The organism is Listeria grandensis (assembly GCF_014322885.1).
GTDB lineage: Bacteria > Bacillota > Bacilli > Lactobacillales > Listeriaceae > Listeria_A > Listeria_A grandensis.
Genome location: NZ_JAASUG010000001.1, coordinates 17,519 through 31,954, shown reverse-complemented (window position 1 = coordinate 31,954; position 14,436 = coordinate 17,519). Strand labels below are relative to the sequence as shown.

7 protein-coding genes are annotated in these 14,436 nt (G+C 36.5%); 5 read left to right on the top strand and 2 right to left on the bottom strand.

Annotated elements, in window-relative coordinates; translation table 11 throughout:
- The first annotated feature begins 782 nt into the window (after nucleotides 1–782).
- Together HCJ54_RS00120 and HCJ54_RS00115 are read left to right on the top strand one after the other, a co-directional pair.
- Complete coding sequence (locus HCJ54_RS00120; RefSeq protein WP_187136180.1) at nucleotides 783–10,055, top strand: DUF6531 domain-containing protein; 9,273 nt, start codon at nucleotides 783–785, stop codon at nucleotides 10,053–10,055.
- A 16-nt stretch (nucleotides 10,056–10,071) separates the two neighbouring features.
- On the top strand, nucleotides 10,072–10,713 hold the full coding sequence (locus tag HCJ54_RS00115; protein ID WP_187136179.1) for a hypothetical protein: 642 nt from the start codon (nucleotides 10,072–10,074) through the stop codon (nucleotides 10,711–10,713).
- Between the two features lie 51 nt (nucleotides 10,714–10,764).
- Here the strand turns inward: HCJ54_RS00115 and HCJ54_RS00110 are convergent, their stop codons facing one another.
- Nucleotides 10,765–12,111 carry a relaxase/mobilization nuclease domain-containing protein gene (locus HCJ54_RS00110; RefSeq protein ID WP_187136178.1) on the bottom strand — a complete coding sequence of 449 codons (1,347 nt, stop codon included), beginning with the start codon at nucleotides 12,109–12,111 and terminating at the stop codon, nucleotides 10,765–10,767.
- Nucleotides 12,066–12,401 (bottom strand): plasmid mobilization protein, encoded by a 336-nt coding sequence (locus HCJ54_RS00105; RefSeq protein WP_187136177.1) that lies wholly within the window; start codon nucleotides 12,399–12,401, stop codon nucleotides 12,066–12,068. Before HCJ54_RS00105 ends, HCJ54_RS00110 begins: the two co-directional genes overlap by 46 nt.
- Before the next feature lie 537 nt (nucleotides 12,402–12,938).
- Between HCJ54_RS00105 and HCJ54_RS00100 the strand changes: the two genes are divergently transcribed.
- From HCJ54_RS00100 to HCJ54_RS00090, 3 genes are all read left to right on the top strand, one after another.
- Complete coding sequence (locus HCJ54_RS00100) at nucleotides 12,939–13,364, top strand: sigma factor-like helix-turn-helix DNA-binding protein (protein WP_187136176.1); 426 nt, start codon at nucleotides 12,939–12,941, stop codon at nucleotides 13,362–13,364.
- Nucleotides 13,361–13,603, top strand: a complete 243-nt coding sequence (locus tag HCJ54_RS00095; protein WP_187136175.1) for a helix-turn-helix domain-containing protein — start codon at nucleotides 13,361–13,363, stop codon at nucleotides 13,601–13,603. Before HCJ54_RS00100 ends, HCJ54_RS00095 begins: the two co-directional genes overlap by 4 nt.
- A 217-nt stretch (nucleotides 13,604–13,820) precedes the next feature.
- Nucleotides 13,821–14,369 (top strand): topoisomerase DNA-binding C4 zinc finger domain-containing protein, encoded by a 549-nt coding sequence (locus HCJ54_RS00090; protein ID WP_187136174.1) that lies wholly within the window; start codon nucleotides 13,821–13,823, stop codon nucleotides 14,367–14,369.
- Nucleotides 14,370–14,436 lie beyond the last annotated feature (67 nt).

The following is a 14,436-nucleotide window of genomic DNA, read 5'->3' as shown; positions in this document are numbered from 1 at the left end:
TTTAGTCTATTCGTAGGTTAAAATACACACCAAAATGTGGGTGTCTAGCAAAAAGGTATATAAATGTGTCAAAATTCATTGAATATTTGTGTGTTTAAATGCACAAATGGATTGTATATACTAATAGTAGGAGTTCAAAAGAGGTTTTCGGATAATATATTATATACAGGAACTCCAGTAATGATAGACAGTATTTCTATCTATCCTCAATATTCAGATTGAAAAGGAACTTTCAACTAATACTGTCTTTTATTATGAATCAATAGGGGGAATAGCTCCAATCCCTTGGCAGCTATCTAATTTTTTCTTATACACGTGTCCTCAGGAAATAAGGTGTCAAGTTGGCATCTTATTTTCATCTAAATTTCTAAAATAAGATGTAATAATATGTAGCATGCTTATTCTTAATAATTAGCAGTATTCATACACAGATCCAACGCTCTGTCTATGAATAGTGAAAATTAATAAAAAAGCTTCACAAATAGTCTGAAATGTAAGATAATTAAGTCGAGATGTATTTTCTTAAAATGAGGTGGATGTATATATGATGGTGGGTAAGTTTTGGGGGGCTTATACTTTCCTTTTTGTATTGGTAAGGAAATGTACGAATATAGAGATGGATAGTACATAAAGACAGTGGTATACGAAAATAAGACAGGCGATTCGTTAGTAGAGAATGGTCTGTTTGTTGTTATCAGATGAGGTTGAAATAGAGTCGAAAGAAATGAGAAAGCAAGAAAGACATGTGGGGGCGCATGTGAAATCTAGGAGGATATGAACGAATGAAAAAGTTAAAACAAGGCAGTAAACGAATGAAACAAGTATTATTTATAGGGCTATCCGCGCTATTGTTTGTATCAGGGATACAACTAGGTAGTGTGACTACATTTGCCGCATCAGTCGCAACAGTTGGACAATATGCAAATGTGGATGTGACTCAAAATAATAGTACGCCAAACACGATTGAGAATGCACCTGCTAATGAGGTAGCCGCTCCAAGTAGTGATTCGCCAGTAAGTGAGCGGCTCCAAATAGAGGAGTTGGAATCATCATATCAAGCAATTTTAGATGATGGATTTAGTGAAGACCTTTCGATGCGTACGGAAACATCTAAAACATTTGTCGATGCGACGGATACTGTAGAACGGACAATCATTAGTGAAACCCCGATTCATTTTGAAGATGAAAAAGGCAATTGGACGGACTATGATAGTACACTAAAACCAGTAAATAATGGCTTGCTTCAAGCTTTTGGCGCACCAAAAACATATGAAACGACTGATGAACAAGGAGCTGTACAACTACAAACAACCATTGATGCGACGCACCCGATTGAGATAGAAACAGCATTAGGGATTATTCAAGTGGTGCCAATTGGAGGCAACTTTACGGGTGGACAAGTCGCTCAGGACAGTATGCTATTCAAAAATGCATACGCGCAAACCGATATTAGTTTATCGCTCAGTCATGAAAGTCTCACCATCACTGGACGAAGCTACGATACGAGTGCGCCATCAAACTTTGATTATCAATTGAATCTTCCAGTAGAAACAGAAGCGGTTGCGGGTGAGCTAGATCAGGAAGTCGCAATCATAGATAGTGAAACAAAGGAAAAACTCTTTAGTTTATTTGCACCACTTGTTCATGATGCCGAAAATAATGACTATGTGGAAAGCACTGTGATTCAAGAAGATAATATTGTTCATATTCAGTTGGATAATAATGTGCTCGCAAAAGGCTTAAAAGCATATCCTATCGATTTTACGCAGAAAGCATGGACGCATGTAGTTGATGGCAATGTTCGCGTGTATGCGATGCGTGCTGCCAATCCTGATAATGCCTACAACGCATCCACAGGCTATTCTTTCCCGTACTTTTATGTAGGCGGAGAATATGGTGAAACATCAGGTGGCGTCTATTTAGGTGGAACGAAGGGTGTTATACGTGGTTATCCAGAGGGCGGTAGAAACTGGCGTCAATTATTAGGAAATAATCGGGAAGTCGTCAGTGCGACACTTTATTTGGGGCGCGAAAGTGCGTCACAACACTGGACAGAATTTTATGCATCCCGTGTTACCGGCAACTACGGAAATCCTGAGGACTTAACTTGGCGTTCGTGGAGCAATAGTGGTGTCAATGCTATTCCAATCAATAATTCGAATTTTTGGATTGGAGGCGAAAATAATGGCAGTGGCAACGATGTAAAAGTAAATATTACCGAAGCGATGCAAGCATGGTACGGAACGCCACTCAGCCAAGCACCTGATTACGGCATCCTTTTACAGTCTGTCCATGAATCAGATAAGGCGCATTTATTTACGACAGAAACGCACAGTATTCAACCATTTATGGAAATTGTACATATCAAAGAAGAACCGATAGCCGATGATTTACCGTTAAAAGACACAAAAGTAAGTTTGCGCGCGTTCACGAGTAATGATACGCAAGGTGTGCTCAAATTTCAGGCGCTTGGCATTGATGGAGTTGCTCGCCCTGGATCAGTCGTTGAAGTGGAGATTGTAGAGAAAAATACACCGACTACAAAAGTCTACGAATCAGGTGCTATTCCTGTTGGAACAGGCTATCGTACGTTTCCATACTATGAAGGTTCCATGTATCCAACCATTGATAAAACGCAAAAATACTATGGCTTACAATCAAACTGGCAGGCAGCAGGATACGCAGGACTTGCGACAGATTATAAAGCCAATACAGTGTATCAAGTGAAATTTAAGACCACTGTTTTCAATACCGATGGAAGTGTTAAAGAGACAACAGAATGGACAAATGGTGATACCTTCCAAACCTATAAAGTGACAGGCTGGGATACGATATTCCGCGTCAATGATTTCTATGGCTTAACGTATATGAACACGAAAATAGATAACAATATGCGTTCCAATTACTTAATTGAAGGCAATACGATGTTTTTACGTAATCCGACTAAAAATGAAGGGAAAGCATATCACCCACAACCTCTAGCTGAGGGAGATATGCGTGAAATAGATTGGGGATTAGTGGCAACTGGCAAGCATTGTGAGTTTGGTTATGAACCAATTAACCTCAATACAGGGAATTTTTATTACAACAATCAAGACGCATCATGGTTTGATTTTGATGACCAGAGTGTGTTGACACGGCATTATAATTCACTAATTTCAACAATTGATTCACCATTTGGACGTGGGTGGGAGTCAAGTTATAATTACCGTTTATCACAATTAGCAGATGGGACGATTGTTTTTGGTAATGGTACTGGTCAACGCTTCTTTTTTCACAAGACAGGAAATGGCTATGACACACCATTTGGTACAGATTATACGATCGAAAAAATTCAAACAGCTTCAACTGTAAAAGTAGATGCCGATTATTACGATAAAGTCGATGATGTGCCAAAACAAAAAGATGAAGTAATTCAATTAAATAGTTTTATCGTAAAAGATACGAAGGGTCAGGCATATTACTTTAATGAGACTGGAACGCTTCAAAAGATAGTGACCGATCGTTATGGACATGAAGTGACATTTACCTATGATGACAAAGAGCGCTTAATCAAAACGACGACAAGTAGTGGAAAAACGGTCGGATTTAGCTATGCGAATAATGATTATCATATTACAACCATTACCTTACCCGACAATAATACCTTAAAATATGAGTATGACGAGAGCGGGAATTTAACTGCTTTCATTGACCAAGAGGGGTATAAACTCCAATACAAGTATGAAGACATAAATAATCCGAATGCGATGACAAGTTATAAGTCCAGAATGAGTGGCAATCCAACCCTCATTGAAAATGAGTATGACACTAAAGGACGAGTAGTAAAACAGACGGATGCGGAAAATCGTGTCGTCACTTTTGAGTACCAAGAAAATGCGACAATCGCAACTAATTATGATGGGAAACAGGAAATCGTCTACTTCGATGAAAATAAACGTACCACCGAAAAAATCAATCTAGACGGCACAAGTAAAGTACAAGCATATGATGGTTCAAATAATATGACGGCACTTGACACACCAAGTGAAGAGCCAGTTTCATATACCTATGATGCGAACGGAAATAATACGAGTGAAACCCGAGCAGATGGCAAAGTAAAAACCTATATGTACAATGCGCAACATATGCCAATAGAGATTACTAATTTTGATGGTGAAGTTACTCATTTCACCTATGACAGTTATGATAATATGACTGGAGTTCAATATAGTGATGGTAGTTCAATGACTTGGATCTATAATACTGATGGTCAAAAAATAAGTGAGACTGATAAAAATGGCAACACTACAACCTATACCTATCAAAGTGGGAATAAAGTAAACGAATCAAATCCATTAGGAAGTAAACAAATCACGTATGACGCCAACTCAATGATTCAATCAGAGACGGATGCACTTGGGAATACGAGTACTTACAACCGCAATAAACGCGGTGAACTCACAAGCTATGTCCGTCCAAATGGCACGCAAGCATTCCAATATGATGCTGATGGACAAAAAATATGGGAAACTGACGCGAATGGTAACGCGAAAACCTATAGCTATGATGGTATTGGTCGCTTACTAAGTGAAACGGATAGTTACGGTACCGAAACCTATGCTTATGATGTGAATGGTAATCAGACTAGTGAGATCAATGAACTTGGAGAAGAAACGAACTTTACATATGACAGTTCTAATCGCTTAATTCAAACGACGTATGCGGATGGAAGTCATACTCAGAATGTGTATGATAGTGCAGGACACCTGATTACTTCAATTGATCAACTCGGTTTTGAAACCCATTATGAGTATGATTTCATTCTGAATCAAAAAACAAAAGAAACTGCTCCAAATGGTGCAGTCACAAGCTATAGCTATGATACTTTAGGGAATTTGCTTGAAACGATATTCCCTGATGGCAGTATTGAAACAAATAGCTACAATGGTTTAAATCAACTGATTGAAAAAACGGATAAAAATGGCTTAGTGACAAGCTACAAATATGATTATAATGGTAACACTATAGAAACCCAAAATGGAACTCGCATATCTTCTAAAACTATTGGCACAATGGATACAGAAGTAAGCGAGCATGATGCTCTCAACTTTGAGACTGCACGCACTTATAATGCAGCACTTCTGGTTACCAAAACCACGATGCGTAATGGGGCAACGCAAAGCTACCAATATGATGGTGAATATAATATTATCGCGACCATTGATAGTGCTGGTAACACGGTTCATAAAACGTATGATGGCAATGGCAATATGATCAGTGAAACTGACCAAATCGGCAACACCACAACGTACACCTATACAGCACGTAATCAATTAGCAACAACAACTTATCCTGATAGTGGCGTTGTTCAAAACCAATATGACGCCAAAGGTCAATTAGTCACAACCGTTGACCAACTCGGCAATGAAGTCGCATCAATTTACAACACTGTTGGTCGTGTTGAGAAATCAATTGACGCACGAGGATTTGAAAATACTAATGAATATGATGCCAAAGGACAACTCATCAAATCAACGGACGCATTAAACCAATCAACGACTTACGAATATGATGCGATAGGGAACCAAATTAAAATTATCGCTCCGACTGGAGTCACTACCTACAACACCTATAATCAATTAGGACAGTTGCTTGAATCAAGTGATAACTTTGATCGTTTCACGAAGTACGAATATGATGTCATGGGCAACCAAACTAAAACCACGAACTGGAAAGGTGAAACCACAAGTGCCACTTTCAATGAATATAATGAAAAAACGACATCAACCGATATGCGTGGTAATGTCACTACATATACCTACGATGATTCGAGCCAACTCACATTAGAACAAGACGCGAAAGGTAATGAAAAAGCCGTAACCTATAACGGTATTGGACAAACACTTCAAAGCATGGGAACCAGTTGTTTACCATGTGGAACGACGGATACCGAAAACACAACGTATAGCTATGACTTGATTGGAAATCCCGTCGCAACCACTGATCAAGACGGCAATGTCACGACATTTATATATGACGCGAAAGGACAACTTGTGGAAACGACGAATGCACTTGGCAACGTTATGAAAACAACCTATACACCAACAGGACTGATAGCCTCAAGCACGGACGCGAACGGTGGTATGGTTCAGAATACGTATGATTTAAAAGGACAATTGATTCAAGTGATTGATCCTGAAGGAAACAAGACCCAATACGAATATGACGAAAACGGGAATCAGATTTTAGCGATCGATCCATTAGGCTACGGTGTACAAACTGACTATGATGCACTCAATCGACCAGTGAGTACCACTGATAAAAAGAATAATACAACCACAACTGAATATAATGTTTGGAATCAAGTAGCGAAACTTGAATCACCAAATGATATTTCAGAGCGCTATGAATATGACGCGAAAGGATTCTTGACAAAATCATGGGATGGTAGAGGAAATGTCACTACGAATACCTACAATGACTTTGACCAATTAATTGAATCGAAACAGCCAAATGGTTTGGTCGTTACGACAACCTATAACGAGTTTAGTGATGTCATTGAAGTGAAAAATAATCAAGACGCGACACCAAGTGAAGTCAACACCTATGACCAATTTGGACAATTGATTAGCAAACTTGATGGAAATAAAAACGAAACTCAGTATGAATACAATTCTAAAGGTCAAATTATCAAAACAATCGCCGCAAATGGTAATATAATCAGTTATACATATGATGAAAATGGACGCGTTGAAACGATGACGGATATTCGTGGGAACGTAACTGCCTACATGTATGATGCCTTAGGACAAGTCCTTGCGGTGAAATATCCAAGTGATAAAACATTTACATACATGTATGATGCCTTAGGACAAGTCCTTGCGGTGAAATATCCAAGTGATAAAACATTTACATACATGTACGATGGCAATGGAAATCTATTAACTGAGACTAATCCATTAACTGCAACTACTGAATATAAGTACAATAAAAACAACCAAACGATCGAAACAACAAATGCTTTAGGTCAAACACAAACAACAACTTATGATGAGCGTGGAGCAATCGCGAGCGAAAGTGACGCAAAAGGTAATGAAGTGACTTATGCGTACGATGCTAATGGCAATAAAACGATTGAAGTTGACGCCAGTGGCAATACAACCGCCTTCGATTATGATGCGAATAACCGTATGACGACTGTTCGTAACCGCAAAGACGCAGAAACAAAGTATGAGTATGATGCCAACAGCAATCTTATCAAAGCAACGAATGCGAGTGGCAATAGTACCAAGTTTGAATATGATAAAAATAATAATCAAACCAAAGTTATTACCGCAGACCAAAAAGTACAAAGCTTCCAGTATGATTTAAAAGGCAACGAGATTTCACAAAAAAATCAAGATGGACGAAGTATCACCTATAAATATGATGCCTTAAATAATCAAGTCTATAAAGGATTTGACGACAAACAATATCAATACTCGTATAATACGGAAAACCAAGTCACTAGTGTAACTGACACTAAGTCACAAGCAACACTTACATACAACCAATATGGTGATTTGATTTCCTATACGGATCAAAATCAAAACATGGTACAATATCAATATGACAGCATTGGTCGCCGAGTGGGATTGACTTACCCTGATGGTATACAAACAAAATATGAGTATGACTTGAACGATAATCTGGTGAAAGTGAGTACTGGGAACGACATCACAAACTATACCTATGATATACTTGGAAATCTGTTATCGACAATACTTCCAAATGGGTCAGTGACGAGTTATTCTTATGACGCTAATAATCAGATAGAGCAACTGAAAACCGTGAGTAAAAATGGCACCATCATGTCAAACATTGAATATGCGTATGATGAGCGCGGTAATATTAGTTCAGAGAATGCAACTATTGATGGTATCAACACGCTGAAAACGTATGCCTATGATGAAGAAGAACAATTACTATCTTCAACACATGTGAGCGGTAGTACAACGAAAGAATATAGTTATCTCTATGATCAAGTTGGGAATAAGCTTGCGGCGACTGAAACCATCGCGGGGATTGTAACCAATAAGCAATACAAGTTTGATAACAAAAATGCGTTGATTGAAGAAAAAGGCGGACTAGGTGTTGATTATTCATACGATGCCACTGGAAACGTGAGCCAAAAACGCTATGCTAATGGTGTTGTTGAGAAATTTGCATATGACACAGAAGGAATGCTACTCAGTGTCCAATCAACAACAGGAAAAACCATCAACTATTCCTATGATGGTTTTGGGAATCGAACACAAAAAACAGAGAAGACATCGATTACCTCGAGTGAAGATTCAGGCTTCCTCAGTTTCTTGAAATCAGACGATACATATAACGAAGATTACAATCAAGAATTAGTGAGTCAGACAACCAATGAACAGCTAAATAATCTTCGTCAAACTATTAGCGATCATCTCGACACTTATGATCAAACCTGTCCTGTGGAAGATGAAGATGCCCCCAAGGAAAGTCTAGAAACGATTAACTATATCAACGACATTAATCGTGAATTTACCGAAGTGCTGCAAACGAAAAATGCAGATGGGAATACGATTCATACTTATACATACGGCGTGCAACGCATTAATGATACAAAAAAAGATGAAGCACCAACTTACTATGCATATGATGCTCGTGGCTCAGTTATTGGGCAAGAAACAATACAAAAACCAGAGCAACTCAGTTTCAAAGCAACTTATAATGATTTTGGAAAAACTAATGTCAAAATGGATAATCAGTACGGCTATAACGCTGAGAGTCATGATTTTAATGGAACACAATACTTAAGAGTGCGTTACTATGACAATAAGTCGGGAACATTCGGTCAACAAGATTCATACTTAGGTGATACAAGAAGTCCTGCGAGCCAGAACAGATTTGCATACACACAAAATAATCCGACGAATGCGAATGACCCGAGTGGGCATAAAGCGACTCGTTCAACTAATACTAGCCTCAGACCAGCTCCAAAAGGGAAGAAATGTTTAGCGAAAGATGGTAAAACACTCATTGATTGTGATGATACTCCATCCATATCAAAACCTGTAGGCGGAGGTACACCACTTTCGAATGGTGGTTCAGATGGTGGCTACAAGTTACAAGAATATTATGAAGGTCAAGGCTATGAATCTAGAGAACAAAAACTAGCTCGTGAAGCGGCACTAGACGCAATAAGAACTGAAGAAATGACTAATGAAGCAATTTCTCGTGCAAAGGCATGGGGGTTAAATATTGATGGTCTACTGGATGGACTTACTGGTGAAGCATTACTGCGAAGAGTTATAGAAATAATAAAGCTGTGTGACGCACTAGATGCAGGAACGTTAAATCTTAGTGAGGCACAAGCAAGAGCGGATTCATTTAAGCCAACATTCGGACCAAATCCTGATACTTCAACAGGAGGAACTACTAAAAATGGTATTACAATCAAAGTCATGACTGCTGGAATAAATGCAGGAGTTGTCATTGATCCAGTTCCGATTGAAAAAGTTATTATGGATGCATTTTTATTATTTGGAGGCTCATTAGCTACTTTTGCTGGCGTAATAGGAACATTGCCATTGTGGGGAATCCTTGGATTGGGAATACCATTAATCGCTGTTATTGGTAGTGTTGCCTTTGTATTTCTAACACCAGCTCCTGCGAGTACGATTCCTAGGGTAAATACTTTAGATGGATTAAGTGATATTATGGATAAATACAAGAATTATGAGTGTATCCAAGCAGCGGCAGCTGCTGTAGCGTTTTTGAAAAATTTGGGTGAAGAATTTGAGCAAATATCAATGAAGTTCCCATTAACTAGTAACGGTCATGTGATAAGTAATAGCATGGAAGCCATTTTTGGTGTGGGTAGTTCACAGAGTATTATTAGTACAAATGGGTATCACACAGGTGTTCTATATAAAGGGATTGTTTTCTGTAATGTACATAAAGCAGGGATGCCCTTAAAAGCTTGGCTGAATGATTTTGTAGGACCAGGCGCACCAACAATAACACCAGGAAAATATCAGAGCCTAAAAACCGTGTTTTATTAAGGAGAGTGGTTAAATAATGTATGAATTACTAATGAGTATAAAGAATGATTATAAAAATATAATAGGAAAAAAATCAATAGAAGCCTTAGAATACTATATATTTGGTTATTATCAAGGAGTTAAGGAAATTAAGGATGCAACATTTTTTGAAAGATTTTTACATAGACTACAAAATAAATATCATGTATATAGTTATTATAACTGGAAGCATATAATTCTCTGGCAAAGTGGATTGAGTGATGAATTAGCTTTTAATAATTTTTATGATGAATTAGATGAATTTATGAATAGTGATGTTCCTAAATTAGAGATCACAGACGGCAGAAATGAAACAATATATAAATTGTTGTACTTTAACAGATTACGTCCTATCTTAATAGTTGGTTCAGAGAACAAATTATATAGGCTATATCATTTGATTCATGGGTATGAAAGTGTGAGTAATAATAGTGATATCAATGGGATACATTTCAGCCTACAATTTCAAAAATGGATCGAAAATAAATACAGTGTGAAAACAGGTCAAGACTGGTATCGAATAATAAATTTTTACAGTGAAATAGAGGAAGAAGCAATTAAGAATTTATATGAATTATTGAATGAGTTCTTAATTGAGACTACAGGAAAAAATCTTGAGGAAAATGCTCGTTTAGAATAAGTAGATGAACCAAGCAAACATGCGTATTTGCTTGGTTTTTCTTACATCCAACTATCTTTCCTTATCATCTTTGTTTGATTCTCTATTAGATTTCAGTGTTAGATTAATGTTTTGATGAAGAGTTTGATATTCTCGTAATTTTTTCTTGAGAGTGTTATGTTCATGATTTAGATGTTGTCGTTTTTCTTGGTGCTTAGATATATTCTCAAGTAATGAATTGGATGTAATCGTATTAGGATTTACTTTGAGTTTTTGTAATACCTTCATAGACGTTTGATGCAATAAAATAGCTGAGGAATGCGAGTCATAATATACTGTTTTATTTTTAGCATGCTGATAATCTGAATAAACTTTCTGTGTTTGATGGTAGACTTTTAAATACTTATTTATTTCTTGTTGAAGAGCGAGATCTTTTTCTACAACCTTTATCTCAGTGGTTAAATTTTGAAGCTGCGTATTCGATTGAGTTATCACGTCCTCTAATTCATCAATAGAACTAATATTATACTTATTCATTAGGTTTACTGTTTTCGCAGATTGCTTCAAATTATGCAATTTCGCCCAATGTTCATAGCCTTTATTCTCCATTGCTTTTTTATTTTTATCGAGTTCAATCATGATGCTTAACGGCTGATTGGTTGGGCTTATTTTTTTGCGCTTTTTAACTGCCACCTTATCTTTTTGCTCGATCCGCAACTTAATATTTTCTTCTGTATACGCTTCACCTAGACGTTTGCCGCGCGTAAAACGTTCTTGATTTTTGGCACGAAAAGCAAGATGCTTACCATGTTTGATTTCATAACCAAGAAGCTCCATTTTTACAAGGAAATCCGCATAAGAATTCGTGGAGCCAATAGCATTATCGATTGCTTTTTGAAGTTCTTGTTTCCAACTCGTTCCTTCTTGTCGCATTTGCCATTCATAGTGACTGATGCCTTTATTTTCAGTTGGCGGAATAACAGATAAATTATTGTCATGACAAAGCTCATCACTGATAGCACGTAGCTGATAATACGTCTTTGTACAGTCATTATATTTTTTGTGATCCACATAACTTGAAGCGCAAAAAATAATATGGTTATGAATATGTTTTTTATCAACATGAGTCGTTAACACATATTCAAATTTCCCTTGTAGATGACGTTCAAGCATTTCTTTTGCTAACTCATGCGCTTGTTCGGGTGTTGTTTCATGTGGCTTAAACGATTGCATGATATGAAACGCTTTATTACTCCCGCCAGAACGGCTATTTTGTTCCAAAGTCAATTCAAATTCCAAGTCAGCAGTTTGAGGCGCGCAGGCATAGCTGTGGACATGGGCAACCTTATCAGGATTTAAAATATATTGAATAGCTAGGAAGAGCGTTTGCTTAATAGACCAGATTTTTGTAACTGCCATAGTTCATTCATCATCTCCTTTATTTCTAGAATAGCTTCTTTTGTTATTTCATCATCTGTGTTTGCGATATGGGCAATTTGATTAATGTTTATACCGATTTTATTAATTTCAAAAATAAGTTTCTTAGTTTCCTCAAAGTTAGAAGTAAGGATAGTACCATCGATTGCCATCTTGCGTAAATAAGCTTCTCGGTTGGGAATATTAGCTTCTTTCATTTTCAAGTGAATAAAATCTCTTTCTTCCTCAGTGACTCTAAAGTTTAGTTGAATATTTCTTGTTCTTGTCGTCATAAATAGATTTCTCCTTTATACATAATTTTTAGTAAGGATAGGGGTTTGGGGATTTCCCCAACAAGCATTTTCAACCGAGATCGCGATAGCGAAATCGGCTGAAAATAGGAAATGGCTATCCATTTCCAGTGCTTGCTACTAACTAACTTTCGCAATACTATTACAAATTAAAACGGGTTTTTGGCAGCATTATTATTAATATTATTGAAAAATACATTTTTTCTAGTCATTAAGCTAGTTTGTGTCTAGATTGTGTAGTTTGACTAATTCTAGCTATTTTTATGATAAAATTTATTGGTAATTATTGAGCTTTTTAAAAATTACAAGATAGGCTAAAAAGTTTTAGATAGTAATATAGTACGTTTGAATAAAATAATATTAAAAGAACTCCCATATGAGTATTGGTGATTTACTTACCTAACTTTAATTTGGAGTCTTTTTGATATTTGGTAGAGTAATGTCCCAAATAATAGTTTTTATTGTAGTAGTGGTGCAAAGGAAAATATCTCCTTTGAAAATGCGTAAGGAGGTGAGGAGATGAGTCTACAGTCGCATGAAAAACACAAGCAGCACGCCTTTGATAGCTACTGCAAGAAAATTTTAAAAAACGAAACACGAAATATCTATAAAGAATTTGAACGGTTAAGGAAATATGAAGTGTCTATGGATAGTCTATCTGAAAAAGAATTGTCACAATATGTGATTCATGAAGGACATCTAAAGAATGAATTTTTCTTTGAAGTGAACGGCGTAGGAACAATAGTGGTAACGGGGGAGCTTATTGCGGAAGCACTGAAAAATCTACCAGAAGACAAACGTAATATCGTATTACTATCTTATTTTTTAGGAATGACAGATAGAGAAATTGCTGAAAAATTAGATCTTGTTCGTCGTACTGTTTCACGAAGGCGGAATATTTCACTTTCAGAATTAAAAAAGATAATGGAGGAACTTAGAAAATGAACAAAATAAATCAAGGAAGAACAGTTCTTATACCTTACCCAGTCATTGTTGCAGCATCCCAAGGCGATGTGGAAGCAATCCAATTAGTGTTGAGTCATTTCACTGGCTATATTATCACGCTCTCTACAAGATTATTATTTGATGAATTTGGTAATTCGCATGTATGTGTTGATGAGGACTTAAGACGGAGGATAGAAGCTAAATTGGTTTCAAAGCTATTATTATTCGATGCTATGTGAATCAGATAACAAGATAGTATGATGTAGAAATTAAATAGAGAAAAATAAGCAAGAGTTGTTCGAATTAAAACCGAATTATTCTTGCTATTTTAATATTATAAATTGGACTATATTCATGTATAAAAAAGATAGAAATTCCATATTTAAGTAGAATTAATATGGTATACTATAAATAGTATAACGCTTACATAAAAATCAAGACAGGAGATATGTGCAAATGGAGATCTTATGCAAAGTTAAAACATGTACGGGACACTATATTGTTAGAGATGGAAAATTTGGTGTATTTGCTGGTTGTTCTGAATTTCCTAAATGTAAATCGTCTATGAAGATTCCTGAGCTAGTAGAAAATTTTATTAAAGAAAAAGGAATAAAGATTTATTGTTGGGGAAAAATATGCTGGAAATGCAGTAAAACAACACCTGTTATTTCTTATTTTCTAAATTATGAGCTAGAAGAATTAGATAGTTATTTAGGCATGCTTGGACCAATTGGTCTTGGTGATTTGGAATCTGTGGACAGACTATTAGAACAGGGGATTCCATCAATAAAAGAATGTTATAGCCATACAACTAAATCAACATATATTGCCAATACTTGTGAGCATTGCGGTTCACTACAGGGAAGAAATTATGTTGTGGACGATCCGCATGAAATTATAACAGAACTTTGGCATAATCATGACATGGAAAAATATTTATATGGAGTACTGTCTGTAGAGGAAGTTGGCGATTTAAGTCATGATTTGCGGAGAATCTATTCATAGCATGTACTGAAAAATATAGGTGAATAAACATTATTATTATAATTTAAATATAGTAGTGATTGGAGAT

Bases quoted from the DNA above. Each gene is read 5' to 3' on its own strand.
- HCJ54_RS00120 (WP_187136180.1), top strand. From the start codon at position 783: ATGAAAAAGTTAAAACAAGGCAGTAAACGAATGAAACAAGTATTATTT.
- HCJ54_RS00115 (WP_187136179.1), top strand. From the start codon at position 10,072: ATGTATGAATTACTAATGAGTATAAAGAATGATTATAAAAATATAATA.
- HCJ54_RS00110 (WP_187136178.1), bottom strand. From the start codon at position 12,111: ATGGCAGTTACAAAAATCTGGTCTATTAAGCAAACGCTCTTCCTAGCT.
- HCJ54_RS00105 (WP_187136177.1), bottom strand. From the start codon at position 12,401: ATGACGACAAGAACAAGAAATATTCAACTAAACTTTAGAGTCACTGAG.
- HCJ54_RS00100 (WP_187136176.1), top strand. From the start codon at position 12,939: ATGAGTCTACAGTCGCATGAAAAACACAAGCAGCACGCCTTTGATAGC.
- HCJ54_RS00095 (WP_187136175.1), top strand. From the start codon at position 13,361: ATGAACAAAATAAATCAAGGAAGAACAGTTCTTATACCTTACCCAGTC.
- HCJ54_RS00090 (WP_187136174.1), top strand. From the start codon at position 13,821: ATGGAGATCTTATGCAAAGTTAAAACATGTACGGGACACTATATTGTT.